The organism is Bacillus sp. L381 (assembly GCF_030284525.1).
In the GTDB taxonomy this organism is placed as follows: Bacteria; Bacillota; Bacilli; order Bacillales; family Bacillaceae; genus Bacillus; species Bacillus amyloliquefaciens.
On sequence record NZ_CP127224.1, the window covers coordinates 3,591,366 to 3,617,888 of the forward strand.

General features: G+C 47.1%; 27 protein-coding genes. 6 read left to right on the forward strand and 21 right to left on the reverse strand.

All coding sequences use genetic code 11. The features are described from left to right. Positions 1-28: 28 nt before the first annotated feature. Positions 29-859, reverse strand: a complete 831-nt coding sequence (locus tag QRX25_RS18450) for a PRD domain-containing protein (protein ID WP_065982621.1) — start codon at positions 857-859, stop codon at positions 29-31. Positions 860-882: 23 nt separating this feature from the next. Next, the gene (locus tag QRX25_RS18455) at positions 883-1,197 is read right to left on the reverse strand and encodes a hypothetical protein (protein ID WP_065982622.1); all 315 of its coding nucleotides are present in this window, start codon (positions 1,195-1,197) and stop codon (positions 883-885) included. 525 nt (positions 1,198-1,722) lie between these two features. On the opposite strand from QRX25_RS18455, the gene QRX25_RS18460 reads away from it, so the two are divergent. Further along, positions 1,723-4,134 (forward strand): S8 family peptidase, encoded by a 2,412-nt coding sequence (locus QRX25_RS18460; protein ID WP_212099764.1) that lies wholly within the window; start codon positions 1,723-1,725, stop codon positions 4,132-4,134. Positions 4,135-4,176: 42 nt separating this feature from the next. Here QRX25_RS18460 and QRX25_RS18465 read toward each other — a convergent pair whose 3' ends face one another. The 4 genes from QRX25_RS18465 to QRX25_RS18480 form a co-directional block, all read right to left on the reverse strand. Then, positions 4,177-5,178 carry an LLM class flavin-dependent oxidoreductase gene (locus tag QRX25_RS18465; protein ID WP_212099766.1) on the reverse strand — a complete coding sequence of 334 codons (1,002 nt, stop codon included), beginning with the start codon at positions 5,176-5,178 and terminating at the stop codon, positions 4,177-4,179. A 161-nt stretch (positions 5,179-5,339) separates the two neighbouring features. Continuing rightward, positions 5,340-6,089: an oxygen-insensitive NADPH nitroreductase gene (gene nfsA / locus QRX25_RS18470; protein WP_115996574.1), complete on the reverse strand. Its 750-nt coding sequence runs from the start codon at positions 6,087-6,089 to the stop codon at positions 5,340-5,342. Positions 6,090-6,191: 102 nt separating this feature from the next. After that, complete coding sequence (gene rodA, locus QRX25_RS18475) at positions 6,192-7,379, reverse strand: cell shape-determining peptidoglycan glycosyltransferase RodA (protein WP_013354027.1); 1,188 nt, start codon at positions 7,377-7,379, stop codon at positions 6,192-6,194. Positions 7,380-7,614: 235 nt separating this feature from the next. Further along, positions 7,615-8,073 (reverse strand): GNAT family N-acetyltransferase, encoded by a 459-nt coding sequence (locus QRX25_RS18480; protein WP_212099768.1) that lies wholly within the window; start codon positions 8,071-8,073, stop codon positions 7,615-7,617. Between the two features lie 294 nt (positions 8,074-8,367). On the opposite strand from QRX25_RS18480, the gene ywcE reads away from it, so the two are divergent. Then, complete coding sequence (gene ywcE, locus QRX25_RS18485; RefSeq protein ID WP_003150937.1) at positions 8,368-8,628, forward strand: spore morphogenesis/germination protein YwcE; 261 nt, start codon at positions 8,368-8,370, stop codon at positions 8,626-8,628. A 43-nt stretch (positions 8,629-8,671) separates the two neighbouring features. Here ywcE and qoxD read toward each other — a convergent pair whose 3' ends face one another. Genes qoxD through qoxA form a run of 4 tightly spaced genes read right to left on the reverse strand, consistent with a single transcriptional unit; the run spans position 8,672 to position 12,613 of the window. Then, positions 8,672-9,040: a cytochrome aa3 quinol oxidase subunit IV gene (gene qoxD / locus QRX25_RS18490; protein ID WP_065982636.1), complete on the reverse strand. Its 369-nt coding sequence runs from the start codon at positions 9,038-9,040 to the stop codon at positions 8,672-8,674. 1 nt (position 9,041) lies between these two features. Beyond that, positions 9,042-9,656, reverse strand: coding sequence for a cytochrome aa3 quinol oxidase subunit III (gene qoxC, locus QRX25_RS18495; protein ID WP_013354030.1), 615 nt, complete (start codon positions 9,654-9,656; stop codon positions 9,042-9,044). Between the two features lie 14 nt (positions 9,657-9,670). Next, positions 9,671-11,620 carry a cytochrome aa3 quinol oxidase subunit I gene (qoxB, locus tag QRX25_RS18500; protein ID WP_065982637.1) on the reverse strand — a complete coding sequence of 650 codons (1,950 nt, stop codon included), beginning with the start codon at positions 11,618-11,620 and terminating at the stop codon, positions 9,671-9,673. Between the two features lie 27 nt (positions 11,621-11,647). Beyond that, on the reverse strand, positions 11,648-12,613 hold the full coding sequence (qoxA, locus tag QRX25_RS18505; protein ID WP_088030703.1) for a cytochrome aa3 quinol oxidase subunit II: 966 nt from the start codon (positions 12,611-12,613) through the stop codon (positions 11,648-11,650). Between the two features lie 502 nt (positions 12,614-13,115). Here qoxA and QRX25_RS18510 point away from each other — a divergent pair. Then, positions 13,116-13,361 (forward strand): GlsB/YeaQ/YmgE family stress response membrane protein, encoded by a 246-nt coding sequence (locus QRX25_RS18510; RefSeq protein ID WP_003150926.1) that lies wholly within the window; start codon positions 13,116-13,118, stop codon positions 13,359-13,361. Between the two features lie 16 nt (positions 13,362-13,377). Here QRX25_RS18510 and galT read toward each other — a convergent pair whose 3' ends face one another. The 4 genes from galT to QRX25_RS18530 form a co-directional block, all read right to left on the reverse strand. Then, positions 13,378-14,919: a UDP-glucose--hexose-1-phosphate uridylyltransferase gene (galT, locus tag QRX25_RS18515; protein ID WP_065982638.1), complete on the reverse strand. Its 1,542-nt coding sequence runs from the start codon at positions 14,917-14,919 to the stop codon at positions 13,378-13,380. Then, positions 14,909-16,093, reverse strand: a complete 1,185-nt coding sequence (locus QRX25_RS18520; protein WP_212099770.1) for a galactokinase — start codon at positions 16,091-16,093, stop codon at positions 14,909-14,911. The genes galT and QRX25_RS18520 overlap by 11 nt, the downstream gene beginning before the upstream one ends. A 50-nt stretch (positions 16,094-16,143) precedes the next feature. After that, a complete protein-coding gene (locus QRX25_RS18525; protein ID WP_065982940.1) occupies positions 16,144-16,530 on the reverse strand; it encodes a GtrA family protein in 387 nt (128 codons plus the stop codon). Positions 16,531-16,608: 78 nt separating this feature from the next. Further along, complete coding sequence (locus tag QRX25_RS18530) at positions 16,609-17,232, reverse strand: TetR/AcrR family transcriptional regulator (RefSeq protein ID WP_212099772.1); 624 nt, start codon at positions 17,230-17,232, stop codon at positions 16,609-16,611. Positions 17,233-17,607: 375 nt separating this feature from the next. Here QRX25_RS18530 and QRX25_RS18535 point away from each other — a divergent pair, with 375 nt between their 5' ends. From QRX25_RS18535 to QRX25_RS18545, 3 genes are all read left to right on the forward strand, one after another. Continuing rightward, positions 17,608-17,769: an anti-repressor SinI family protein gene (locus tag QRX25_RS18535; RefSeq protein WP_013354037.1), complete on the forward strand. Its 162-nt coding sequence runs from the start codon at positions 17,608-17,610 to the stop codon at positions 17,767-17,769. A 217-nt stretch (positions 17,770-17,986) separates the two neighbouring features. Next, entirely contained in the window at positions 17,987-18,667 is a 681-nt protein-coding gene (locus tag QRX25_RS18540; protein ID WP_013354038.1) for a class I SAM-dependent methyltransferase, read from the forward strand. Further along, positions 18,667-19,341, forward strand: coding sequence for a glycosyltransferase family protein (locus QRX25_RS18545; RefSeq protein WP_212099775.1), 675 nt, complete (start codon positions 18,667-18,669; stop codon positions 19,339-19,341). Before QRX25_RS18540 ends, QRX25_RS18545 begins: the two co-directional genes overlap by 1 nt. A gap of 19 nt (positions 19,342-19,360) precedes the next feature. On the opposite strand, the gene QRX25_RS18550 is transcribed toward QRX25_RS18545, so the two are convergent. From QRX25_RS18550 to cidR, 7 genes are all read right to left on the reverse strand, one after another. After that, positions 19,361-19,963: a DsbA family oxidoreductase gene (locus QRX25_RS18550; protein ID WP_212099778.1), complete on the reverse strand. Its 603-nt coding sequence runs from the start codon at positions 19,961-19,963 to the stop codon at positions 19,361-19,363. Between the two features lie 87 nt (positions 19,964-20,050). Next, entirely contained in the window at positions 20,051-21,307 is a 1,257-nt protein-coding gene (efeB, locus tag QRX25_RS18555) for an iron uptake transporter deferrochelatase/peroxidase subunit (protein ID WP_212099782.1), read from the reverse strand. 19 nt (positions 21,308-21,326) lie between these two features. Beyond that, positions 21,327-22,478 carry an iron uptake system protein EfeO gene (gene efeO, locus QRX25_RS18560; RefSeq protein ID WP_212099785.1) on the reverse strand — a complete coding sequence of 384 codons (1,152 nt, stop codon included), beginning with the start codon at positions 22,476-22,478 and terminating at the stop codon, positions 21,327-21,329. Beyond that, positions 22,475-23,923 (reverse strand): ferrous ion permease EfeU, encoded by a 1,449-nt coding sequence (efeU, locus tag QRX25_RS18565; RefSeq protein ID WP_212099788.1) that lies wholly within the window; start codon positions 23,921-23,923, stop codon positions 22,475-22,477. Before efeU ends, efeO begins: the two co-directional genes overlap by 4 nt. Positions 23,924-24,058: 135 nt before the next feature. Beyond that, positions 24,059-24,727 (reverse strand): thiamine phosphate synthase, encoded by a 669-nt coding sequence (gene thiE, locus QRX25_RS18570; protein ID WP_115996556.1) that lies wholly within the window; start codon positions 24,725-24,727, stop codon positions 24,059-24,061. Then, positions 24,724-25,542: a hydroxyethylthiazole kinase gene (gene thiM, locus QRX25_RS18575; RefSeq protein ID WP_212099791.1), complete on the reverse strand. Its 819-nt coding sequence runs from the start codon at positions 25,540-25,542 to the stop codon at positions 24,724-24,726. The genes thiE and thiM overlap by 4 nt, the downstream gene beginning before the upstream one ends. Positions 25,543-25,545: 3 nt before the next feature. Then, positions 25,546-26,454 carry a cidABC operon transcriptional activator CidR gene (gene cidR / locus QRX25_RS18580; protein ID WP_115996554.1) on the reverse strand — a complete coding sequence of 303 codons (909 nt, stop codon included), beginning with the start codon at positions 26,452-26,454 and terminating at the stop codon, positions 25,546-25,548. Positions 26,455-26,523 lie beyond the last annotated feature (69 nt).

Consider the following 26,523-nt stretch of genomic DNA (forward strand, 5'->3'; position numbering starts at 1 on the left):
AAAAAGTCTGTTTCTCCAAACAGACGCGTTATTCCGGGTTTTTTTGCAGACGCTGGACATGCAGCGTAATATAGCCGGCCTCGGATTCCGGCAGTTCCAAATCATATTCATTTTTTAAAAACGCCGCCAGTTCAAGCGCACACCGATAAGCAAACGGATACTTTTTTTGGATGAAATAAAGCATCTCCTCGTCCATGGAATGGAGGGCTTCATTTGAGTCCAACCGGCTGACCGCATACCGCAAGTGCGTGACGAGGCGCTGATAGGAAATACTGTCTTCATCCACCTTTTGTTCAAAAAAGGATTCGATCTTTTCGATCATTTCTTTGATCATGGTTGTATGCTTCATCGCCGAATACATGCTTTTGGCATCCGCCTTGGCAGTGTGGATATGAAGTGCGATATACCCCGCCTCATCATCAGGCAATGATATACCGAGGGTCTGTTTCACATGTTCGACCGCCCAAAGGCCGATCTCATATTCTTTTTTATAGAGCGCCTTAATTTCATGAAGCAATCGGTTATGCACATGAAGGCCGTTTTGAATCCTTTCGATCGCAAAGGATAAATGGTCCGCCAGCGCAATGTGGATATGATCGCTCAAAGGCGCTGCAAGCTCTCCCTCCGCATGGCTGATGATATCTTCAGCCGCTTCTATATGGTCTTCAGGAAGCGTTTCTAACACTTGTTTGAACTTTTCATTTTCGTCGTGCACGACAAATATTTTTTCAATTTTATGTTTTTGAATCAAATCATTCTTTCTCTTTTGAAAAGCGATTCCGGGACCCATTACGATCTTTTCCCGTCCGTCTTCTTTTATTAACGCCGCATTGTTATTTAATACTTTGTCTATTCTCAAGAGGTTCGCTCCCGTTCATATGTTTAGTGGGATTGTACCCTCTTTTTCATATGATGTAAAGATACCGGACCAGCCCGCTCCCGTTTCGGCAATTCTTTGCGGACAGGTATCCATCGATTTTTATCCAGTCTGCCGCAGGCCGATTTCGTTTCATCGGTCAGATCCGCCGATCGGACCCGGCTCACAAACGAAAACGCCTCAGCCGTCAGCTTCGCTTTCTTATGATAGACAGCTTGGTTTCCGTACACGGCGGCTAATTGAAATCTTCCGTTACCCGGCGCCATCCAGTTCATCAGAAAGACCATCCACACCCGTAAAGATACTAGCAAACGTTTCATTGCAAATCATCCCTCCGCTTCTTTTTGACAGACAGCTTGTTCGCAGGCCTGTTTTCTCTCCGCTTTAACGGAAAAGGCGGCCGATCCTTCTCCGCTAAAAACTAGCGGGTCTAGCAACCCTATGACTCTATGATAGACGCGGCCGGACAAATTGTTTGTCACAATATGAGTGAAAAAACAAACTAGTTTTCAGAAGTTTTGTTGAAAGCTGATGGAAATGACCTGAAAAATGGAGAAGCGGTTAAAAAAAGTTATGCACATCTTATCCCTTGGTTAAGCACAGCTTAAACACAGGACATATCCACATATCCACAAAACAAATCTATATTTTGTATAGGAACATTCGTTCCCAACAATATATATACACAGATTTATTCAGTTATACACATGATTCTGTGTATAACTCCCTCATTATTCACAGATCAATTTCCATAAATGAGTCCTATGTCACAAGGAATATTTTGAATTTTCGAGAAATATATACTAGATTTCTAATTTTAGATAAAGAAAAAGGGGGAAACACGATTGAAAAAAGGAATCATCCGTTATCTGCTTCCGGCTTTTGTCTTATCCTTTACCTTATCCACAAGTTCACAGGCTGCGCCGGCTTCAAAACCGCAAGCTCCTGATCTGGAGAAGGCTGAGGTGTTCGGTGACATTGATATGACCACCGGCAAACAAACGACGGTCATCGTGGAACTGAAAGAAAAATCACTGGCCGAAGCAAAGGAACTCGGCAAAGCACAAACAAAAAACAAGCTGAAAAGCGAACGCGCAAAAGTGAAAAACAAAGCGCTCAAAACGATTAAACACGGAAAGATCAACAGGGAATATGAGCAAGTGTTTTCCGGTTTCTCCATGAAACTCCCGGCAAATGAAATCCCGAAACTGCTGAGTGATCAGGATGTCAAAGCGGTTTATCCGAATATCACCTATCATACCGATCAGCTGAAAGATAAAGACATCACCCTTTCCAAGGATGCCGTGTCTCCGCAGATGGATGACAGCGCGCCTTATATAGGGGCAAATGACGCGTGGAAGCTCGGCTATACGGGCAAAGGCGTCAAAGTTGCCATTATTGATACAGGCGTCGAATACAAACACCCTGACTTAAAGAAAAATTTCGGGCAATATAAAGGATACGATTTTGTGGATAACGATTACGATCCTGAAGAAACGCCGGCCGGTGATCCGAGAGGCGCAGCGACTGACCATGGAACCCATGTCGCGGGCACGGTTGCCGCAAACGGAACAATTAAAGGCGTCGCGCCTGATGCAACACTTCTAGCCTACCGAGTGCTCGGTCCGGGCGGAAGCGGGACAACTGAAAACGTCATCGCCGGCATCGAACGCGCCGTACAGGACGGAGCGAATGTCATGAACCTTTCGCTCGGCAATTCTGTGAATAATCCAGACTGGGCCACAAGCACTGCGCTTGACTGGGCAATGTCAGAAGGCGTTACGGCCGTTACGTCAAACGGAAACAGCGGGCCGAACAATTGGACCGTCGGCTCTCCGGGAACATCCAGGGAAGCCATCTCCGTCGGAGCGACACAGCTGCCGCTGAATGAATATGCCGTCTCCTTCGGTTCTTATTCCTCAGCGAAAGTGATGGGCTACAACAAAGAAGATGACATAAAAGCACTGAATAAAAAAGAAGTAGAACTCACAGAAGCGGGTATCGGCGAGCAAAAAGATTTTGAAGGCAAAGATCTGAAAGGAAAAGTCGCGGTCGTCAAACGCGGCAGCATCGCCTTTGTGGATAAAGCCGATAACGCCAAAAAAGCGGGCGCGATCGGTATGGTTGTGTATAACAACACAGCAGGAGAAATTGAAGCCAACGTACCGGGCATGTCCGTGCCGACCATTAAGCTGTCATCAGAAGACGGTGAAAAGCTCGTCAGCCAATTAAAAGCGGGCGGCACAAAAGCGACATTCAATTTATCCGTGGCTAAATCGCTCACTGAACAAATGGCAGACTTCTCTTCACGCGGTCCGGTTATGGACACGTGGATGATAAAACCTGACGTCTCCGCTCCCGGCGTAAACATCGTCAGCACCATTCCGACCCATGATCCGGCCAACCCGTACGGCTACGGATCGAAGCAGGGAACAAGCATGGCTTCACCGCATGTAGCCGGCGCAGCTGCCGTCATCAAGCAGGCTAAACCGAAATGGAGCCCGGAGCAAATAAAAGCCGCGCTCATGAACACGGCGGAAACCTTAACGGATGCGGACGGTGACGTATACCCGCATAATGCGCAGGGCGCCGGAAGCATCAGAATCATGAAGGCGATCAAAGCAGATTCTCTCGTCGCCCCGGGAAGTTATTCTTACGGAACGTTTATGAAAGACAAAGGCAATGAAACGAAAAAAGAAACCTTTACGATTGAAAACCAATCGTCCATCAGAAAGTCATATCAGCTGGAATACTCTTTCAACGGCACAGGCATTACCGTTTCAGGCACAGAACGGGTCGTGATTCCCGCTCATCAAACCGGAAAAGTCAATGCGAAGGTAAAGGTCAATGCCAAAAAAGTAAAAGCAGGCACGTTTGAGGGAACAGTCACAGTGCGTGAAGGCGGAAAAACAGTCGCAAAAGTGCCGACGCTTCTGATTGTAAAAGAACCGGACTATCCGCGCGTGACTTCGATCGACGTACAGGACGGCACAGCGCAAGGATCCTATCAAATTGAAACCTATTTGCCGGCGGGCGCCGAAGAGCTTGCCTTCCTTGTGTATAACAGCAATCTTGACTTTGTCGGCCAAGCCGGCATTTATAAAAAACAAGATAAAGGTTATCAATATTTCGACTGGAACGGCAAAGTCAATGGTGACACCGCACTGCCGGCAGGAGAATATTATATGCTGGCCTATGCCGCGAACAAAGGGAAATCAAGCCAGGTGCTGACAGAAAAACCATTTATCATTGAATAACCAAACAACCCTGCTGGAGCATCAGCAGGGTTTCTTTCTGAATCATTCGGCAAAAGCCTCACGAAGCAGCCGGTATGACTGAAGTTTATCTTCAAAATGATGAGTAATGGTCACAGCCATCACTTCCTCCGTACCGTATGCTTTACTGAGAGCCAGAATCTGTTCTTTCACTTGCTGCTTTGTTCCGATGATCATTCGATTCCGATTATCGGCAATTCGCCTTTGTTCATATGGTGTATACGTATTGCCGCGGACGGTTTCGTAAGACGGTACGCCATGAAGCGGAATCCCCTGTTCCCCCGCAAGCAGCGTATAATCCATGACGGCAGCGAGTTCCTCCGCTTTCTCCTCAGTGTCCGCGCACAGCACAAACACCGCCACGGCCGTTTTTGGTTCTTTTCCTAATACAGAAGGTTTAAATCGGCGCTTATATTGTGCCGTCGCGCTTTGTCCGCCTTCTCCATTAATAAAATGGGCAAACATATAGCCTGCTCCCGTTTCTGCGCTCAGAAGCGCGCTTTCCCCCGATGAACCGAGAAGCCAGACTTCCGGCGCCGTCTTAATAAGGGGTGATGCAGTCAGATTCGGAAAACGGTGATTGTCATCGGCTTCATCATGTAAATACATCGCCAGCTCACGAATCTGCTGCGGGTATTGATCAGCATTGCGCTTCCCGCCGTCATTCAGCGCCCATGATGCAATCGGCATTCCGCCCGGCGCTCTCCCCAAGCCGAGATCGATTCTGCCCGGCGTCAAACCTTCAAGCACGCGGAAGTTCTCCGCTACTTTATAAGCGCTGTAATGCGGAAGCATGACACCGCCTGAGCCTACACGAATGTCGTTCGTTTTAGCCGCAATATGGCTGATCAGCACTTCAGGGCTTGAACCCGCCAGCCGCTCTGAAAAATGATGCTCTGACACCCAAAACCTCTTATATCCGAGCTTCTCCGCCTCCTGCGCGAGCCTCACCGTATCCCGCAGCGCGCTTTCCGCAGAACTCCCTTCTGATACAGGAGATTGATCTAATATACTCAATGAAATCATCACTGTCACCTCCTCAACATCGTACCACTGCTAGGCCGTTTTTTCTTGCTGTATGCTTATAAGCATCTCTGATGGTAAACATTTATATACCTTGTTCAATTTTGTCGAAATATGTTACACGTGAAACATAAAAAACCTCTCCCATCAGGAGAGGTTTTTTCTTAATTTTTTTGAAAGCCTTTATCTTTAACATATTGATTTAAATAGGTTCTCGGTTTTTGTTTCATGAATTGCAGAATTTGATCAGACCACGTTTCAACCCGCTTGCCGTTTGTCCGTTTATCATAATAAGCGGAGATGGTTTCATCATATTCCTTCATATAATTTCGGAAGTTTTCTTCATTTGTATCATACGTGTTTTCATGATAAACAGCCTGCTTCGGCAGTCGCGGCTTTTGACCGGACGGATGTGCGGGATGGCCGACTACCAAGCCGAACAGCGGCAGCACATGGTCAGGCGTACCGAGCACTTCCGTCACCTGATCAAGTTCATTCCGAATGCCTCCGATATAACAAATGCCAAGTCCCATTGATTCCGCGGCAACACTTACGTTTTGTGCGGCAAGTGCGGCATCAATGACGCTGACCATAAACATTTCCGTATTCTCAAGAAGCTCGGTAATGTTTTCGCCTTTTTCCTCAGCAAGTTTTTTATGGCGGTACAAATCAGCGCAAAACACAAACAAGTGCCCGTTATTCTCGACGTAAGGCTGATTTCCGGCCAGCGCCGCCAGCTTCCGCTTTTTCTCCGGATCGGTTACCCCGATGATGGAGTACGCCTGCACGTAACTGGACGTTGACGCCGCCTGGGCGCTTTTCACTAATGTATCTATCTCTTCCGCTGTCAGAAGCTCGTCAGTAAATGATCGGATCGACCGATGATTAAGTATGGTTTCAATGGTATTGTTCATATAAAAGCCTCCTTCTCCATATATCATATCCGAAAGAGAATCATGCCAAAAGCGAAATGCTCTAACCAAAAAAAGACAGCCCGAAAAACGAGCCGTCTGACATTAAGAATTAAACAAATAGCTTTTATATTTCGTCAGCTGCACACTTGCGTTATATACGATCCCGAAGCTGATTAATGTAGACAGCACCGAGCTCCCTCCATAGCTGACAAACAGCAGCGGAATTCCGGTAACCGGCATAATGCCGATATTCATCCCGATGTTCTGGAAGGTGTGAATCACGATAAGTGCCGTAAATCCTACGCAAAAAAATGCGCCGAATCGGTTAAAGGCATGCAAGCGGTCAATCAGCACCACAAGCCTGTAAATTAAAAAGAAAAACATAACAACGGCAATCGCGCAGCCTAAAAACCCAAAACTTTCACCTAAAATGGCAAAGATAAAGTCGGTCTGCCCCTCAGGTACGTACACCTTCAGATTATGAACGCCGTTTCCGGTAATGCCGCCCGATCCGATCGCCATAACGGCCTGATCCACCTGCCAGCTTTTATCACTCTCTGCCTGAGTCGTTGCCGCACTGGAGTCAGACATCCACGATGTAATCCGGTTGATTTGATAATCCGCAATGCCGATTGAATTCGCCACATGGGGAAATTCAATCACGAGCACTAAGAAAAGACCGATAACAAGGGCGGCCGAACCGCCGATAATGGTGATCAGCTTCCAGTTTACACCTGACATAAACACCATCACCATCACAATAAACAGACAGATCGCACCCGTTCCGGCATCCTGCAAAACGATCAGCCCGATCGGAATCACTGTCCATGCCGCAATTTTCAAGAGCAGATTCACATCTTCCCGAAGTGATCTTTGATCTTTAGGGCCCGCCTTCGATATAATGGACGCGACCATCATCATAATTCCTATTTTCGTAAACTCAGAGGGCTGAAGGGTAAAGGTTCCGATTTGAAACCAGCTTTTCGCCCCGTTTTTAATCGGCGCGATGGATTCCGGCGCGACACGCAAAAGGAGCAGCGACAGAACGCCGGCAATTAATACGTACAGACTCAGTTTCTCAAGCTGCTCTAAATCAAAGTACAGCAATAATCCGATGAATCCCGCCCCTATAACGTAGAAGACAATCTGTTTCATCCAGGCACTGCCTCCATACTGCCCGAACTGTCCGGCCGCATAAATCGCAGCGACACTAATTATTAAAAACACACCAAATATAAAAATCAAATCCCCCTGATAGTAGGGATTTTGCTGTTTCTTATATCGACTCATTCTATCCCGCCTTACATTTTCATCGGAAGTCACTATTGTTTATTATACATGAACACCGTTCAAGAAAACATGATGAGGTTGTTTCCTTTTTATTTTTTACGGTTTGGAGACTACACGACATATGACGTGTCAGAAAAGGAAATGTTTCGGTCATGATGAAACTTTTCCGATAAAAAACCCCTTCTCACCAGAAAAGGGGCAGCGGGAATATAGAAACCGATGAATTCAAATGACTTTACCTCATGTTTAATGTCATAAACAAGCTGTTCGGGTCCTCATTGTAGTCCCCAAACGGTTCACAATATTGAAACCCGGCTTTTTCATACAGCAGTCTGGCGGGAAGGAAAGCCTCCATAGAACCGGTTTCTAAGCTGATACGCTGATAGCCCCGCCGCTTTGCTTCTTCAATCATATGGTGAAGAATCCGTTTGGCCACGCCTTTTCTGACATGCTGCGGGGAGGTTTTCATTGATTTCAGCTCACCGTGCCGGCTGTTAAGCTCCTTTAAGGCACCGCATCCGAGCAGGACGCCGTCTTCCCTCGCACTCCAAAACGTAACGTCAGGCTGACGCAGGCGGTCCGTATTAAGCGCGTGTATACTTTCCGGAGGAGAATAGAGGGTCATGCTCTTCAGATGATCCTGCAAAAGCGCAATAACATCCGGCGCTGTTACATCTTCTTTGTTTATGTTCATTTCAAAACCTGCCTTAGTGTGCATGTTTTCTTTAAACATAACAAAGGTACACAAGGCTGCGCCATCGCACTGTATGAAAATGTGACAGGGTATTTGACCTTTCTGATTTCTATTACCTATCCAAAAATGGGGCAATAGTTGCAATACATTTCTTGAAAAAGCGGTATCAAAAATTGGAAAACATGGTATAATAATTGTAACAAAATGTTCAAAAAACGACCACAAAACAGACACATTTTATTCTCTGTATTTCATTTTGGAAACGCTCCCATAAAATGAAAGGAGACACGTAAGATGGACATGTTTTTTGCTTATTTACTGGTCGCAAGCGCAACACCCCTCTTTATCTGGCTTGATAACAAAAAAGTGGCTCTTTCGGCCATACCGCCAATTATTTTAATGTGGGTTTTCTTCTACTTTTACGCAACCAGCAGCCTATCCCCCCTCGGCCACACACTCATGATTATCCTGTTTGCCGTCAACGTCATCGTTGCCCATATCGCCGCCTTTATCATTTACGGCCTTCCGCGCCTGCGCCGGAGAAGAAGCCAATAAAGGCATAAAAAACCCTCTTCGCCTAAACGAAGAGGGTTTCTTTTTATTCGTGATGTTCGGAATGCTGCTTCGCACCGCCCGGAGGGTTTCCATCCATATGGTCACCGTGATGGTAGTGCGCCGCAAAGATCCAGATGGAACCAAGGATGATAACAATCGCTCCGAAAAATCCGAAGAGCGTGTTTCCGACTTGGATGGTGCCGTTTTCGCTTTCTGTCATGTGCATGAACATGAGAAGCTGCAGGCCGGCCTGAATAAATGCGAATCCGAAAATGATCCAGAGTTTTGCTGATGAGCTTAAATCTGTATATACCGCAACCCAAAGGGCCAGCAGGGTCAGAATAATAGACAACGCAAAACCTACGATATGCTTCCACGGAAAGTGGCTGTGTTCAGCAGATTTGTTTGCCATATTATAGTCCCCCCAATCCGATGAGATAGACGCCTGTAAAGATGAAGATCCAGACAACGTCTAAGAAGTGCCAGTATAAACTTGAAATAAAGATTTTTGAAGACGTCTGCGGCGTTAATCCGCGTTTCTTCAATTGCAGCAAGATGCCGGTAATCCAGAAGATACCGATCGTTACGTGCGTTCCGTGCGTTCCCAGAAGGACGAAGAATCCAGACCAGAAAGCACTTGTACCGAGAGATGCTCCTTCATGTACATAGTGAATGAACTCGTTAAGCTCACATCCTACGAAGCCTGCGCCGAGAAGAAGCGTAATGATCGTCCAAATGACGACGCCTTTTAAACTTCCGCGACGCATTTCATGAACAGCGATCCCGCAGGTAAAACTGCTGATCAGAAGCAGGAATGTCATGATCATGACAAGCTTCACTTCAAATAATTCAGCCGGTAAGACTCCTCCTGCTGTTCTTCTTTGAAGAACGAAGAAGGTTGCAAATAGTGTTGAGAACAACACAATCTCTGCCCCTAAAAAGATCCAAAACCCGAGAATATTGAGTCTGCCGGTTTCAGATTGATATTCCATAGGCGCGTTAGAATTGCCGTGTTCTGCATGTTCCATAAATCACGCCTCCTTTATTCGGAAATCTTTCTTTCCGTCTCTTTTATTTCTTCAACAGGTATATAGTATCCATTGTCATATTCAAATGAACGAAGCACCATGCAAAGCAGAATGCCGATCAAGCCGACAATGCCCATCCAGAACCATTCAAAGACAAGTCCGAAGCCTGCAATACCGAACGCCACTGACATAATAAGCGGTCTGCCGGAGTTGTGCGGCATATGGATTTTCTTGAACTTGCTTTCCGGATGAATATCCACTTTGTCTTCTTTCAATTGCAGGTACGCATCTTGAGATTTCACTTCAGGAAGCACCGCAAAGTTGTAGTGCGGCGGAATCGCAGATGAAGTCGCCCACTCAAGCGTACGTCCCACGCCCCATGAATCTCCGCTGATCTCGCGAGTAGAGTAGCGGAAGCTGTAGTAGATGTTGTAGCAAAGGATTAAGAATCCGACACCCATCATGAAGGCTCCGACAGTTGAAATAAAGTTCAATGTAGTCCATCCGTCATTCGGTCCGTATGTGTAAATACGGCGAGGCATACCTTGCAGCCCCAAGAAGTATTGAGGGAAGAAACATACATTAAATCCGATCATAAAGATCCAGAAGAACCATTTTCCGATTCTTTCGTTCAGCTTGTGGCCGAACATTTTCGGATACCAGAAAATAAATCCTGCGAAACATGCAAATACCGTACCCGCGATCAGCACATAGTGGAAGTGAGATACGAGGAAGTACGTATTATGGTATTGATAATCCGCTGCAGCCATCGCAAGCATAACCCCTGTTACCCCGCCGATAACGAAGTTCGGGATGAACGCAAGCGCCCACAGCATCGGTGTTGTAAAGCTGATTCGGCCTTTATACATCGTAAAGAGCCAGTTAAAGATTTTAACCCCGGTCGGAACCGAAATCGCCATCGTTGTGATCGAGAAGAAAGAGTTAACAGACGCACTGTTCCCCATTGTGAAGAAGTGGTGAGTCCATACAAGGAAACTCAGGACGGAAATGGCGATAATAGAGCCGACCATCGCTTTGTAACCGAATAACTGCTTTCTTGCAAACGCTGAAATAATTTCAGAGAAAATACCGAAAGCCGGTAAGATAACGATATAAACTTCAGGGTGTCCCCAGATCCAGAATAAGTTAGCCCAAAGCATCGGCATACCGCCGGCTTCCAGCGTGAAAAAGTGAGCGCCGAACAAACGGTCAAATGATAACAGCGCCAATGCCACTGTCAGAACAGGGAAGGCGAATACGATAATAATCATTGTAATCAGCGTCGTCCATGTGAACATCGGCATACGCATCAGCGTCATGCCTTTCGTACGCATTTTCAGGATCGTCACCATAAAGTTGATACCCGTCATCAGCGTACCGATACCGGCAATCTGAAGACCGAGCAAGTAGAAGTTCTCACCAGGCCCAGGGCTCATGTCGTTACTTGCCAGCGGCATGTAACTCGTCCAGCCTGCGTTCGGAGAACCTCCGATAACGAAAGAAATATTGAAAAGCATCGCACCTACGAAGAACGTCCAGAAACTCAGGTTGTTCAAGTACGGGAATGCTACGTCGCGCGCACCGATCTGCAAAGGTACGACAACGTTGATCAGACCGATTAAAAACGGCATCGCCATGAAGATAATCATGATCGTACCGTGAGTCGTAAAGATCTCATTATAGTGGTTTGAGTCTAAAAAATTGTTATTAGGAAGCGCTAACTGGGCACGCATCATCAAGCCGTCGACCCCGCCGCGGAACAGCATGATAACAGCAGAGATAATGTACATGATTCCAAGTTTCTTATGGTCTACAGACGTCAGCCATTCAGACCAGAGCCACTTCCACTTTTTGAAGTATGTGAGTACTACGATGATAGCAATAGTGGAAAGCGCAATGGAAACTTGTGCGCCCAGAATTAATGGGTCACCTGTTACAAAAAATTCATCCCATCTCAATTTCATTCGGGCTTCCTCCTTTCTTGTTCAATTTCAATCTTGTTTATCGTCGGATACTTTAAATTCGTTTTTCTTAACATCTTCCCACGGATCTGTTTTAGAGTGCGGTGATACGGCTTTGTAGCCAAGGCGTTTGCGCGCCTCCATCGCATATTCGGCATCTTGGCCGTGGTCAACGTATTTTAAGTGTGTAGAAGAGAACGTTAATTTACCGACATTCTCCGGAAGCATCAGTTCGTCATACTTCTCTTTCGTCAGCTTTGGAGAATCGCTTTGGGCTTTTTTCACCCAGTTGTTAAAGTCTTTTTGCGTAACGGCTTTTACGTTGAATTTCTGGTCGGCAAAGTGTTCGCCGGTGAAGTTCGCGTTGCGGCCTTCATATGTTCCCACTTTGTCAGCCTGTAAGTATTGATCCATCAGCATTCCCGCCATCGCGTATTTTTGTCCCCCGAGCTGAGGAATCCATAGCGACGCCATTGAATCTGCTGAAGAAATTTTAAATAAAACCGGACGGTCTACAGGAATGTTCAGGTAGTTAACCGTCTCAATATCCTGCTCAGGGTAACTGAATACCCATTTCCAGTCTACCGAAGTAGCATAAACGACAAGAGGTTCTTTATCCTTAGTCGCTTCAGGCGCTTTTTCTAACGAATATATCGTCTGTACGGTAGGCACAGAAAGTGCAATGACAATTAAAATTGGGATCACTGTCCAGACTACTTCTAAGAACGTGTTGCCGTGCATGTCTGGCTTGTAATTTCCGCTGTCTTTGCCTTTGCGGTCGCGGTATTTCACTAAAATGATTGTAAATAGTACGAATACGACGCCGACAATGAACAGCATAAATCCGATTGACAAGAGAATCAGATCTTTTTGCTGGTCTGCCACAGGTCCTTTCGGATCTAACACGGAAATGTCGCTGCATCCGCCCAGTACGAAAACAACAGCCAACATCGCTAATAAAAGTAACGGTTTAAATGCTCTGAACAAGAAGATCACCATCCTTCCTATTGATGTAGTGAATCTGAAATGTACTTTCTCAAAATCTTTTCTCTATCTACCTTGTTATGCTATCAAAATCTGCCCTTATTAGCTTTATTTTTTTCTAAAGTTCATCTTTTTTTCGCCCTGATGTCACAAAATCGACAAAAAATGCATGAACTTTTTTCCCTTGCATAAATAAAACATAAAAAGTTTTAGATCATTTAGCATATATAGAGAAAAAAGATAGTGAGAACGAATAATACCAAATAAAGGTTTACCATAATAAAATACGCTGGTCAACAAAAAACTTCATTTTGTTAACCATTCCACATAGGAAATATTTTTTCCTTTGCTCACACCTTTTCACACGGTTTCCATTTTAACGCAACGCATGGTGAAAAAAAAGAGATGAACGCGCGTTGATATGTTCATTATAAAAAACACATTCATATGTTTAATATGGACAAAACGAAGGAAACATATAGGCATAAACAATAAAAAATAGGAAGTGATATTTATGGGTTTCATCGTATCTCTGATTGTAGCTATTATTATCGGCTGGATCGGAAGTTTATTTGTAAAAGGAAGTATGCCCGGGGGAATTATCGGGTCAATGATCGCCGGTCTTATCGGCGCATGGATCGGGCACGGACTGCTCGGCACATGGGGTCCGCACCTTGCTGGCTTTGCTATCATTCCGGCAATCATCGGAGCGGCGATCGTGGTATTTCTGTTCAGCCTCATCGCCAGAAGCAGAGGATAAAAAAAAGCCTCGTCCCTTATGGGATGAGGCTTTTTTCCGGTAGAGCGTCCAAATGGCTGATAAAACGCCGGAAAGCCGCTCTGCCTTCTTCTGTCTGTTTAAAGACGCCGGCATGCTCCAGTATCCGGGCAAAGACATGTCCGATTTCTTCTTTTAGAATCTGTTCCGCGTTTTCTTTCGTTACCTTCCGCTTGTGCAGCACGCTGAGCGCCCACTCCTTATGCTTGGCCGCAGAAGGATCGGCCGTTAAAGCCGCCTCCGGGTCCGGTGAACACAGCGCTTCAGCCGTGCGGATCATCTCTTCTTCAAGACGCCCCGGCAGAATCGCAAGCCCCATCACCTCAATCAGTCCGATATTTTCTTTTTTCAGATGATGAACTTCCTGATGAGGATGAAAAATTCCCAGCGGATGCTCATCTGAGGTGCGGTTATTTCTGAGAACGAGATCTAATTCGAATAAACCGTTTCTCCGCCGGGCAATCGGCGTAATTGTATTGTGCGGTGTCTCCCCTGAATGGGCGAGGATATCCGCCGCCTCATCGGAATAGCCGCGCCATGCCTGCAAGATGGAATCTGCCGCCTCAGAAAGCTCAGACGCGCTCTCGCTTTGCAGACGGATGACCGACATCGGCCACTTCACGACGCCCAAAGCCGTATTCGGATAATCAGGCAGCCTGTAACGGCTTTCTGTCTCCGCCTGCGCCATCGGGAACTCGTGATCGCCCCCCTGAAAATGATCGTGGCTTAAAATACTGCCACCGACAATCGGCAGATCAGCATTGGAACCGAGAAAATAATGAGGATACTGGCTGACGAACGACAGCAGCCTGTCAAACGTTTTTTTGCTGATCTTCATCGGTTCGTGCCGGTCTTTCAAAACGATGCAATGCTCCCGGTAATACACATACGGAGAAAATTGCAGAAACCACTGCTCATCACCGAGAATCACCGGAATGACGCGAAGATTTTGACGCGCGGGATGATCCGGCCTTCCTTCATATCCGACATTTTCTTTACAGAGAACACATCTCGGGTAATCGGATTGCGGCTGCTCTTTGGCAGCGGCAATTGCTTTCGGATCTTTTTCCGGTTTTGAAAGGTTGATCGTGATGTCCAGCTTTCCGTAAGCCGTCTCAGCCGTCCACCCGATATTCCGCTGAATTCTGTCCGAACGGATATAATACACATCCTCTGAAAATCGGTAAAACGCCTTTGTCGCCTGCTCCGGACCGTGCACTGCCTTTGTTTCTTCAAAACGCCGGACAATCTCTGACGGCTGCGGAGCAAAACAGCCCATGATCTTCGCGCTCAGCAGATCGCGGTATGTGTCTGTATCGGCTGCAATCCGGCCCGTCTCTGCCGCCCATTCATAAATCGGGGCTAATATGTCCGGCAGAGACGCCGCCGATTCATATTCTATCTGTTCTGAAGGCTCCGGATGGGTTATGTGCAAAGTTTCATATAAACGGTTTCTTGTATATTCAATATCAAGAAATGAAATCAGCTCTTTTTGCAGTCCGTACCGGATTAAACGTTCTACGTGCCGCTCAATCGCCATTGTCATCCCCCTTTAGTTCTCTCGCTCCGGCCCCGATATCCGCCGTATAAAAGTCAGCCTTTCTCCCGGTCTGTTCCTTATAGCGGGCCCCTGCCGTTTCAATAAAATCTGACACGGCATCGTCCTTGACGATACTGACCGTACAGCCGCCGAAACCGGCTCCCGTCATCCTTGATCCGACAACCCCGGCATGGCGCCATGCCGCTTCTGCCAGTGTATCCAGCTCAAGACTTGTCACCTCGTAGTCATCGCGTAAAGAAAGATGCGAATCCCTCATTAATTCGCCGATGTGATGAAGCTGATTGCTGCTGGACATGTCGGCCGCCTTTTGGGTGCGGTGGTTTTCATAGACGGCGTGTTTCGCCCGGCGTCTGTTCACTTCATTCTGAATCAGCTCCGCATGAGCGTCAAAAGCGGAAGGAGACAGCTCCCCGAGTGACTGAATGGAAAGGTGCTTCTGCAGATCAAAAAGCGCTTCCCGGCACTCCTTAAGCCTCGTATTATAGCTTGAGTCTGCAAGCGTTCGTTTTTTATTGGTATTCGCAATAACGATCGACAGTCCAGACATCCCTAGCTTCGTATATTTAAAGGCGAGCGTCCCGCAATTCAGCAGGATCGCGTGATCTTTCTTTCCCATCCCGATGGCGAATTGATCCATAATGCCGCAGCTGACGCCGATAAAAGAATTTTCCGCCGCCTGAGCCAGTTTCACCAAGTCGAGCATATCCGCATCAAGTCCATGGCATTCCTTGAGAATGACCGCCGTGACAAGTTCAATGGAGGCTGATGATGACAGCCCTGCGCCGTTCGGGATATTTCCTAAGAATACAATGTCGAAGCCGTGCGGAAGAGAAAAACCGCTCCTGAGACATTCCGCCATGACCCCTTTCGGATAATTGGCCCACCCGTCCTCTTTTTGGTAGCGGATCTCATCGAGACTGCATTCCTTTATGCCCGCTTCATTAAAATTATCAGAGTACATTCTGACGAGCCTGTCCCCTCTCTCCCGGACGGCTGCATATGTACCGATCGTCAGTGCGCACGGAAAGACGTGGCCCCCGTTATAATCCGTATGCTCTCCGATGAGATTCACTCTGCCGGGCGCAAAGAAAATACGCAGGTCCTCCGATTCCCCGAATACATCAGCAAACGCTTTCTTTATTTTGTGTTTCATACGTATCCCCTTTCCCGTTACTCTTTCCCCCGGGGCGCGGAAAGAAACCGTTATGACACGCCCTCTTCTTTCGCTTTTCTGAAGACAATCCACTTGCTGGCCGCATAGTTGACGACTACGATAATGACGTTATCGGCGATTTTCGCCAAAGTTTCGTTCATATGAAATTGACTGACCAGAAGAATCATCATGGCGAGATCTATGCCGAGAGACAATACCCGCACGCTGAAAAAGGCTGTCAGTTCTTTCATCAGACTCCGCATCCCCGCGGTTTTTTGCTGAAATACATACAGTTTATTCGTGACATAAGCAAATAGAACGGACAGAATCCAAGCAGCGACGGTCGCCATCTTGTAATCCATCTGAAACATCGACGTCAGAATGTAAAAACTGACGATGTTCACGATCGTCGTGAAAACACCCATAATGATATACATCATAATTTCTCTGTAGCGCATGGCAATTCCTCGCTTTCTGAAAAACTTTTCTAAACCTTTTGTCAAATAAAGACGAACTTACCCTGATTTTCTGTTACTGAAGAAAACAGAGAGCGCATCAAACAGGCTGCGGAAGGTAACGGAGCGCCCCAGCACGTTTGATTGCTTAATCATGCCGTCAATGAGCGCGCACATCATTCTGGCGGTGTATTCCGTATCAATTTGTTCTTCTATTAAATTTCTCGATTTGAGCCAATTTATGTACAAGCAGCTTTCTTCAATCCATAGCTCGTAAAGACGGATATAGGCATCATACTCCTGTACCACCTTGTAATTGGGCATGTGAAGGGCAAAGGACACGATGTTCCATGCCGGTTTGCTGTTAATAAGATGCATCAGCAAGTCAGCCGCGCTTCTTGCCGCTTCATAAAGTGTCAGCGGCCTGGCTGATTGCCGTTCTATTTCGTCGAGATAGCCGGTAATGATCCTTTTTTTGATCTGACGCCTGTCTAACAAATGCTTCAGGAAATCTTCTTTGCTTTCAAAATGAACGTAAAAGGCGCCTTTGCTGTAACCCGCGGCTCTGCTGATTTCATCTATCGATACTGTATCGTAAGCTCGGTCAATTAACAAATGAAGGCCTGCGTCAATAAAACTTTCAAATGTTTCTTCTCTCTTAATTTGAAATTTGTTTTTTTTCATTTTTTACCCCAGCTGTTTGATCTTCACTTTATCTTACACCGAATCATTCTTTTGCGGTATTTTTTATGTAAAAAGAATATGTTAGTTCGACGTTCAAAGGGTAAATGTTAATAGGTCAGATGGTTTATTTTCATTTACATACTATCCAGTCAGTATTTAATGGTTTATTTTCATTTACATACTATCCAGTCAGTATTTAATTGTTTATTATTATATGTAAGATTTCTTGAAGGATTTTGGGTATTTCAGTCATTTTCTTAGGGAATAGGTAGGTGAATTTATCTTCAATTTGGGATTACCGGCCAACTATGTGTGATATTTGTTATACATTGGCTGCTGTAGCTGGGCAAATCAATTTTTCAATTGGAGGTTCTTATGAAAACTCATGTAATGAAAGAGATAGATCAAGATTGGCATTTGTTAATTCAAGAGGCTAGAATCATGGGTTTGCACATTGACGATGTAAGGCGATTCTTAAATGCTGAAAAAGCGGTGAAGAAAAAAACACCAATGAAAAACACCATCCGCCAGCGGTAAGATTACAGGCGGATCCTTTTACTATATGACACAGTCCGCCCGCACCCGAGTTTTCAAAGGAACACCCGCAATCTTATGAGGGGAATCAGAGAACAAAACCGTATACCGGACAACCATTCCCGCCCGCATTCCGCTACCTGAACAGCCAAACATGGTGATATGAGATCCCCCCGCTGCATATCTTGTGTATTATGCCGATTTACGAGGTGATACACAGATGGATACGAATCCCTATTATGATGAAAAACAACAGAACTACTACGAAGGCCTGAATCCTTATTTATTAAAAAAAATAGACAAAAACTGGCGTACAGTGCTTGATGTCGGCTGCGGCACGGGTAATTTAGGCGCGGCGATTGAAGACCGCGGAATAACGGTTTACGGTATTGAAGCGTATCCCGAAGCAGCTGAAAAGGCGGAAAACAAATTGAGCCACGTGCTTTGCGGCGACATTGAATCCGCCATTCTTCCGTACAAATCAGAGCAATTCGACTGTATGCTGTTCGGAGACGTACTGGAGCATCTTGTCGACCCGTGGTCAGTGCTGAAAAAACTTCGCCCTTATTTAAAAAAAGACGGCACAGTGCTTGCATGCATACCGAATGTCGGCCACATCTCGGTGGTGCTTGAGCTTTTAGCCGGCAAATGGACATACAGAGATGCCGGATTAATGGATCAGACCCACCTGCGTTTTTTTACGCGTGAAGAGACTCTTTCCTTATTTAAAGCCTCCGGCTATGAGGTGAAAAGCATTGAGGCGATCCGTGTTGATCATCCCTCTTATCACAAGGCCATCGCATCTTTGCACGAAGTCTGCGTACAGCTTGGCATAAGGCATGATTTTCTGACAGAGGCATCGGCCTATCAATATGTGATTGAGGCTGAGAGGAGCATGTAATGGATGCGCATTCGTTTCTGTTTGTCGTCTGTGTGAATGATGAATCGCTTTACTCCCAATGCAAAAACCATATCCTGCAGCTCACCGTTCCCCCCTCACACTCCGTTGATATCATGCCGATATACGATTCAGAAAGCATGGCCTCCTCCTACAACAAAGCGCTGAAACACCCTGCCAAGTATAAAATTTATCTGCATCAGGATACATTTATCATTCATCAGCATTTCCTGCGAGACATGCTTCATATCTTTCAATCTCATCGGGAGCTAGGCCTTCTCGGTGTCGCCGGCTGCAAAACTCTGCCGCCGAACGGTATTTGGTGGGAAAGCGGGCATCGGCTGGGAAAAGTGATTGAATACCGGGGGAATGGTTACCACCCTCTGGAATTTGAAAACGGTGAAGAAAACGGCCTGTTTACGCATGCTGACGCCATTGACGGATTGTTAATGGCCGCTCAATATGACGTAGAGTGGCGGGAGGATTTGTTTCGCGGCTTTCATTTTTACGACACATCACAGTCGCTTGAATTTCAAAAACACGGCTATCAAGTCGGCGTCGCCTGCCAGAAAGAGCCTTGGTGCCTTCATTTTTGCGGTGATTCATTTGACGCCGCGGCATATGAAGCGGACAGACAAACATTTGTCAAACACTATATGGGAAAGCCCTCTTGCTGATGCAGAGGGCTTATTACTGTTACCGTTTATTCAATTCCCGCTCAATGATTTGTTCAAAGGTTTCCTTTCCCGCCGCGCCCGGGATTCTTTCATCACCGATGATAAACGTCGGCACTGCGGTAATGCCGGCTTCCTCATAGGCATGGCGGAGCGCTTCCCGCTGTATGTGTCTGTACGCCCTTGTCTCAAGCGCCTCTTTGAACGCGCCGCCGTCAAGTCCGGCTTCTTCCGCAAGCTTTGTCAGGAGGTCAATGTCACCGATATTTTGTTCTTCCTGAAAGAACGCCCGAAAAACGCGTGTATGGTATTCGCTTTCTTTCCCATGTTCCTTCGCAAAATGGAAGCCTTCAAACGCCAAATCCGTGTAAGGATGCGGTGATACGCGGGGGAACGTTATATCAACGCCTAAAGACCGCGCCATCGGTTCAATTGAGTTTTCCCACATCTGCCGCTTGGCGGGGTCATTCACCGGATCAAGTTTTGGTGAGGGGCTCGGACGCAATTCAAACGGCATCCATTCCACCTGTACGTCCTTGTCCTTAATTGCTTCTTCAAACGCCGCTTTGCCGACAAAGCAAAACGGACAAACATAATCAGAATATACTTTAATCTGCAGTGTCATTGTAAGTCTCCTTTCTTTTTTATTTTAAGTTGTAACATAAATAGTTACAAGTGTTTTTTTAAAAAAACACCCTCCATATGGAAGGTGTCACGATTCCAGAAGCCTCTGGGCGATATATTCTCCTTTTTTACAGCCGCCGGGACAGGCGAATAAGGAGGAGCCGATCGTTTGTGTGTATTCATTCAGCGCATCCTTTGCCGCCAAAGCTTTCAGCATCGGGACAAATTGGCGGTCCGGGTCTTTTTGAAAGCTGATAAACAGCAGGCCTGCGTCAACATAGCCCGTTTTCGGATCAATTCCGTCCGTATAGGAAAATGCCCGCCGCAGAATCTGTCTGCCGGTTGATTTCGCCACGCTGACATGTGAGTCGGCGGGCATTTGATTCAGCTTGACGGGGTCGGTTTCCTTTTCTTGTCCGAAAGGCGCGCCCGAGCTTTTCATTCGTCCGAACGTGTCCTCCTGATCTTTCAAGGATGAACGGTCCCATATTTCTAAAAACATTTTAATTTTTCTAAACGCCATGTACGTGCCGCCCGTCATCCAGTCCGGCTCCCCTGATTGAACCCAAACGATTGAATTCATCAGGTTTTCATCTTTCGTGCTTTGGTTGCCAGTGCCGTCTTTGAATCCGAAAAGGTTACGCGGGGTTTCGCCGTTTTTTCCGCCGCTTAAGAAACCTTTATTGAGAAAGCGGACTTCACACACGCCGACTGCCTGTTTAATCAGATTGCGCACCGCGTGGAACGCACTCTGTTCATTATCCGCGCAGACTTGTATGACGATATCACCGCCGCCTTGTTTCTTATCGAGCTTGTCGTTAGGCATCGGCGGAATATCGGCGAGGTGCTTCGGTTTTTTATCCTTAAGTCCGAAGCGGTCCTTCCCGTCTTTCTCGAAAAAACCGGGGCCGAAGCCGAAGGTAACGGTTAAATTCGCCGGTGCCAGATCCTGCGACTCCCCGGTATCCTGCGGAGGCATATATTTATTTTTTTGTTCGCCTGACAGGGCGGCGCCTGAGGTCAAGAGCTGCGTCAGACTGGTCCAATTTCTGAAAAGGGAGATGACATCAGCTTTGTCGCTTGACAGGACATCAAGCGCCGCAAAATACACATACGTCTGGTGCGCCGTTGTGATTCCCGCTTGGTGCTTTCCGTAAAAAGGAACGATTTGATCACTTTCACTTTTCCCTTGACTCTTCTTTGAAGCGGTGGCCGCCGGTTTGAAAAGCGGCGCGAGTCCTCCGAGGCCGCTCGCTCCGACAGCGACGGCTGCGCCCGCTACGGCGCCCCACTTCAGAACATCCCGTCTGTGGATCTGTTTTTCCTTATTTTGTTCATCGCTCATGCTGTGTTATAACTCCTTTTTAAAGCACATCGGCAATCTTCGACATGGTTTCAGAAAGGGCCGTCAGCTTTGTGCTTATCTCTCTGATTTGATCTTTACTTAATTTATCATAAGACGTATACGAGTGATCACCCGTTTTGTATTTCGACATCAAAACTTCAAATTCGCTGAATTCCGTATCCAGCTTTTCCGTGACGTCGGAATGGTCTTTCACAAGCGCGCTTTTCACTGTTTCATATACGGCTTTTGAGCCTTCGACATTAGCGGCCAGATCTGTTAAATCAATTCGGGAGTAACGTTCTTCTTCACCCGTGATCTTTGAGATGCCCGCTTCATTCAGGAGTTCCATGGCGCCGGCGACGATTTGTTCCGGCGTCAGTTTGAGAGAAGCGATAGAGCCGTCAAGCTCCTTCACGTCCTTTAACAGAACGGCGGCCGTTTCTTTTTCGCCAGTAATCTTATTGTCCTTCCAGAGCGCTTTTTCAAGCTTGTGGAAGCCCGTCCATTTGTCGCCTTCTTCCACATCATTTTCTCTGGCATCGATTCTCGGGTCAAGCGTGCCGAGGCTTTCGGCAATCGGTTCAATTCGCTCGTAATAGACGCGCGCTTTCGGATAAAGTGATTTTGCTTTATCGATGTCCCCGGCCTTGACAGCGTCTGTAAACGCTTCGGTCGACTTTACAAGCTGATCGCTCTGTTTTTTCACATATGTTTTATAGTCATCAGCCGCTTTCTTGAGCTGGTCACTTGCCTTTTTGCTGCTTTTTTCAGCGCCCGTCAGCTCTTCCAGCGAGGCTGTCAGCGATACGGATTCCGATTTAATCTTCTCTGTATCAGGCTTATCTTTTTGTGCTTCTGTATAAATCGGCTGCAGGTGCTTTTCGATATCCGTGTATTCAAACGGATAATCGCCGCGGATTTTATTTTCAAATGAGAGCCAGTAGCTGTTCAGTTCTTTCCCTTTTTGCTGAATGCCTTTCCGGTCTTGTTTTTTAACGGATTCATTCAGTTTGGTGAGAATATCCTCCATTTTGTCAACTGATGTTTTGATTTCCTGGTTTACACTGTTTTTTTCGGCTCCTTTGTCAGACGCTGACTGCTGAGCGCCGCAGCCCGAGCACAAAACGAGGAGTAAGCCGGCTGACAAAGCCGCTTTCTGGATATGTTTCATTTTGCAACTTCCCTTCTATTCGATTTTATTTTTAAGATTTCCATAACGAGTGCGACGGCTAAAAATCCGATGATGATCAGCTGCGGAATTGTGCTGTAAATCGACGGATAGATGCCGAGGAACGATACCGACGGAAGCCAGCTTTCGGCGTCAGACGGCAGAATATCCGCCAGTTGCAGGCTGTGGACGCCCGTACCGAGAAATTTCACGCACATATACAGCACGACGGCCATGGACAGCAGAAAGAACGGCTTTAACGGAATCCGCATTCCGAGCTTAATCATGAGAAAACCCGCTGCCGCAAGGATCAACAATCCCGCCGCGGTTCCTCCTATTAATTCTGTAAGCCGCAGCTTGCCGACGAGGCCGATAAAAAAGATCACCGTTTCAAGTCCTTCTCTGACGACCGCCAAAAAGGCGATCAGCGCGAAGGATAGCAGACTGCCTTTTTTAAGCGCCTGCGATTTTTGTGTATTGATTTTTTCCCGCCATTTATCCATTGAAGCGTTCCGGTGGAGCCAGACCCCGACATACAGGAGCATCACGGCAGACAGAATGCCGGTCACGCCGCCGAGCAGAAAGTTATTTTCGCCAAAAATGTTCGAGGAAAACAGCAGTGTGACGCCGACTCCCGCACCGAGAGAGACGAGCATGCCGAGTGACGCTCCGCCCCAAATCCAAGCTGATGAACGGGTGACCCGGGCTTTTTTCGTCATCGTCAAAAGCGCGCCGATCACAAGAAGCGCTTCCATTCCTTCCCTTACCGGGATAAGAGCGGCGTCCAGCCAGCTGTAGCTGCTCGACGCAATCGGCTCAAGGAGCTGAATCATTTCATCAATATGCTTAATGGCCTGGTCCGGGCGGTTTTCAGCTTCCGCCTTCATAAGCGCCAGGTTCTCTTCTGAAATCGTGTAGGCCGTTTTTGATTGGGACACGACATCTCCTTCGACTGCCAGCCAATTCGTGACAAGCTGATCGATTTTTGCTTGGGCTTCAGCGGTTTGGCTGCTTTTGATCAGCTGTTTCGTCTCTTTTAAGCTTTGAATATAGGCAGAGAGTGTAAGTCTTGAGCTCCCTCCGGCTGCGTCTTTTAATGTGACGGCCTGCCGGTAGGTTTCCAAATGGGACCCAAGCTCAGAAAGCGCCGCCTGTACTTTTTTTGTATCTTTATTAATCAGAGAAAGTGAAATCATTGCGATATTGGAGTTCATTTTTGAGTAGGAAGATATATTTTCTTTTTTGATAGCAGGCTCTTCCTTTTTCCATACAGTTTTGAATTGTGAAAATGTTTTTTCGACGGATTGCAGGTTTCCGTCTTTTGCAGATTGAATCATTTGCTGATTCAGGCTGATAAGTGAACCGATGGGATCAGCGCCTTTCGCCACGGCAGAAGAACTGAAAATGACGAGCAGGCTGAATAACATGAAAGCAATCTTCCGTGCCATCATGCACCTCCTGTAGTTGAAAATGATTATCATTATATATCATAATCATAGTCCGATATCAGCCTTTGTCAATAAAAAGTTGTGCATACAGAAAAAGGGCCGTCCTCACGGGACAGCCCTTCTGACAGAAACATGTCAGCTTTTTGCTTTGGAGCGCCGAATTTCTTCAAAAAACCTGCGCGCCGCCGCCTTTGGATCTTCGGCTTGGCTGATGGCGCTGATCATGCTGACGCCGTCTGCCCCCGCTTCGATGACGGGCGCCGCATTGTCAGCCGTAATGCCGCCGATTCCTACAATCGGAATGGTGATGCCCTGACGCCGTACTTCTTCAATCAATGTAACGCCCTGCACAGCTTCGGCATCTTTTTTCGTTTCGGTCGGATAGATCGGACCCATTCCGACGTAATCGGCTCCGGCGGCCTCCGCCCGCTTCACCTCGGAGACGTTATGTGCCGATACACCGAGAATCATATCACCGATTGCCGCTCTCGTTTCTTCAGCGTCCGCGTCATCCTGGCCGATGTGCACTCCGTCCGCCTCAAGGCGCAAGGCCAATTCAACATCATCATTAATAATGAAAGGAATGCCGGCCCGCCTGCAGACATCCCGCACCTGCTTTGCAAATAACACACGATCCTCTCCTGTTAAAGAACCGCTCCCCTTTTCCCGAAATTGAAAAAGCGTAGCGCCGCCCTCTATGGCTTTTTTTACCACAGAAACGGGGTCTGCGCTTGTATTATTTGATCCCATGATAAAATAAACCGATAAAATATCCTTCATCATTTCCCGAGAAATACGCGTCATTTTTCTGTCACCCTTTCAATTGCAGCAAGTTCGGCCGCTTCTTGTTCTGAGATGGCCGACAGCTTGTTTAAAAGCTCAATCTGGAAGCTGCCCGGTCCCTTATGAGACGTATCCTGAGCGGCAAGCTGAGCTGCGCTTCCGTATACAGAAACGGCTGAAACGGCCGCTTGCAGAACGTCCTGCTCTGCTGCGCAGAAGGCTCCGATCACAGATGTCAGCAGACACCCAGCCCCAGTTACCTTCGTCAGCAGTTTATCGCCGTTATGTACGGCGTATATGTCGGTGCCGTCGGAAATCACGTCGGTTTCTCCGGTAATCGCAACGACCGTTTTCAGCCCGCTTGCAGCGGTCTTGGCGAGCTGAACCAGATCTCCTCCGGCTTCCCCTGCATCCACGCCTTTTATCTTCCAATCGGCGGCGCCGGCAATATTGGCGATTTCCGCGGCATTTCCGCGAATGACGGACAAGCGGACCTCCTGTATGATCTTGCGGGCTGATGCTGTCCGAAACGGTGTGGCGCCGGCGCCGACCGGATCAAAAATGACCGGAACGCCGTTTTCGTTAGCCGATTTTCCGGCTGCGATCATCGCTTCAACCGACGCCGTACTGAGAGTGCCTATATTCAGGACGAGCGCTCCGGCGATTTTCGCCATGTCGGCGGCCTCCTCGATTGCATATGCCATAACGGGCGATGCGCCGAGCGCGAGCAGGCCGTTAGCGGTGAAGTTCGTGACGACATTATTGGTGATACTGTGAACAAGCGGGCTTTGCTCCCGCACTTTACTCAAGTTTTGAGCTGCGGTTTGTGCGTCCATGGTTTAATCATCCTTTTTTCTCTTTTTCGGATTCCATAAATACGATTTCGTATGTTCCAGCCAGGCTCTGGCGGCAAAGGACATATAGCGGTCCTTCCGCCAAATGATGGCTAAATGCCACGGAATGACCGGATGAACGAGCGGAATGGTGCTGACTTTCTCAGGATCAAGGCCGCGGCAGATTCTTTCCGGCAGCAGGCCGATGCCTAGATTGGCCGATACCATTTCACTGATAAAGTCCCACTGTGATGTTTCATAAATGACGTGCGGTCTGAATCCGGCTTTCACACATTCCGTCATAATTCGATTATGAAGGACAAAATCCTCCCTGAAAAATATGAAAGGCTCGTCTTTCAATTCGTGCAGACTGCATTCTTTCTCGTCAGCGAGCCGGTGTGACGGATGGACGACGAGCATAAGGGTTTCCTTTACGATTGTAAACGTATGAAAAATCTCTTCATTCGCGGGGAGCACGACAACGCCGATATCAAGCGAGCCGTCCTCCACCCCTTGCTGCACTTTAATAGAGCCGTCTTCTACAAGCTGAAACGTCACCTCGGGATATGTGACGCGGAAGTCACCGAGCACCCTCGGGAAAAAGCCGGACCCGATCATCGGCGGAAGTCCGATGCGGACATGCCCTTTCTTCACTTCCATAATATCATTCAGCTCTGACGTCAGGTTTTGGAATGACTTTGTGATTTCCTGCGCCTGCACATACATGCTCTGTCCGGCGTCAGTCAGTTCAACCTGCCGGCCATTGCGGTAAAAGAGCTTGATGCCGAGCTCCGTCTCCAGGTTTTTAATCATTTTTGAGATAGTCGGCTGCGAAACATACAGCGACTGTGAAGCCTTCGTAAAGCTTTTCAAACGGGCCACTTCTAAGAAATACGTTAAGTGCCGGATGTCCATTTCATTTCATCCTTTCTATAGACAAAAGGAATAGATATTATTCTTTATATATATTTTACCTATAGCAAA

Bases quoted from the DNA above. Each gene is read 5' to 3' on its own strand.
- QRX25_RS18455 (WP_065982622.1), bottom strand. From the start codon at position 1,197: ATGAAACGTTTGCTAGTATCTTTACGGGTGTGGATGGTCTTTCTGATG.
- QRX25_RS18465 (WP_212099766.1), bottom strand. From the start codon at position 5,178: ATGATTTCATTGAGTATATTAGATCAATCTCCTGTATCAGAAGGGAGT.
- nfsA (WP_115996574.1), bottom strand. From the start codon at position 6,089: ATGAACAATACCATTGAAACCATACTTAATCATCGGTCGATCCGATCA.
- rodA (WP_013354027.1), bottom strand. From the start codon at position 7,379: ATGAGTCGATATAAGAAACAGCAAAATCCCTACTATCAGGGGGATTTG.
- QRX25_RS18480 (WP_212099768.1), bottom strand. From the start codon at position 8,073: ATGAACATAAACAAAGAAGATGTAACAGCGCCGGATGTTATTGCGCTT.
- ywcE (WP_003150937.1), top strand. From the start codon at position 8,368: ATGGACATGTTTTTTGCTTATTTACTGGTCGCAAGCGCAACACCCCTC.
- qoxD (WP_065982636.1), bottom strand. From the start codon at position 9,040: ATGGCAAACAAATCTGCTGAACACAGCCACTTTCCGTGGAAGCATATC.
- qoxC (WP_013354030.1), bottom strand. From the start codon at position 9,656: ATGGAACATGCAGAACACGGCAATTCTAACGCGCCTATGGAATATCAA.
- qoxB (WP_065982637.1), bottom strand. From the start codon at position 11,620: ATGAAATTGAGATGGGATGAATTTTTTGTAACAGGTGACCCATTAATT.
- QRX25_RS18510 (WP_003150926.1), top strand. From the start codon at position 13,116: ATGGGTTTCATCGTATCTCTGATTGTAGCTATTATTATCGGCTGGATC.
- galT (WP_065982638.1), bottom strand. From the start codon at position 14,919: ATGGCGATTGAGCGGCACGTAGAACGTTTAATCCGGTACGGACTGCAA.
- QRX25_RS18520 (WP_212099770.1), bottom strand. From the start codon at position 16,093: ATGAAACACAAAATAAAGAAAGCGTTTGCTGATGTATTCGGGGAATCG.
- QRX25_RS18525 (WP_065982940.1), bottom strand. From the start codon at position 16,530: ATGTATATCATTATGGGTGTTTTCACGACGATCGTGAACATCGTCAGT.
- QRX25_RS18530 (WP_212099772.1), bottom strand. From the start codon at position 17,232: ATGAAAAAAAACAAATTTCAAATTAAGAGAGAAGAAACATTTGAAAGT.
- QRX25_RS18535 (WP_013354037.1), top strand. From the start codon at position 17,608: ATGAAAACTCATGTAATGAAAGAGATAGATCAAGATTGGCATTTGTTA.
- QRX25_RS18540 (WP_013354038.1), top strand. From the start codon at position 17,987: ATGGATACGAATCCCTATTATGATGAAAAACAACAGAACTACTACGAA.
- QRX25_RS18545 (WP_212099775.1), top strand. From the start codon at position 18,667: ATGGATGCGCATTCGTTTCTGTTTGTCGTCTGTGTGAATGATGAATCG.
- QRX25_RS18550 (WP_212099778.1), bottom strand. From the start codon at position 19,963: ATGACACTGCAGATTAAAGTATATTCTGATTATGTTTGTCCGTTTTGC.
- efeB (WP_212099782.1), bottom strand. From the start codon at position 21,307: ATGAGCGATGAACAAAATAAGGAAAAACAGATCCACAGACGGGATGTT.
- efeO (WP_212099785.1), bottom strand. From the start codon at position 22,478: ATGAAACATATCCAGAAAGCGGCTTTGTCAGCCGGCTTACTCCTCGTT.
- efeU (WP_212099788.1), bottom strand. From the start codon at position 23,923: ATGGCACGGAAGATTGCTTTCATGTTATTCAGCCTGCTCGTCATTTTC.
- thiE (WP_115996556.1), bottom strand. From the start codon at position 24,727: ATGACGCGTATTTCTCGGGAAATGATGAAGGATATTTTATCGGTTTAT.
- thiM (WP_212099791.1), bottom strand. From the start codon at position 25,542: ATGGACGCACAAACCGCAGCTCAAAACTTGAGTAAAGTGCGGGAGCAA.
- cidR (WP_115996554.1), bottom strand. From the start codon at position 26,454: ATGGACATCCGGCACTTAACGTATTTCTTAGAAGTGGCCCGTTTGAAA.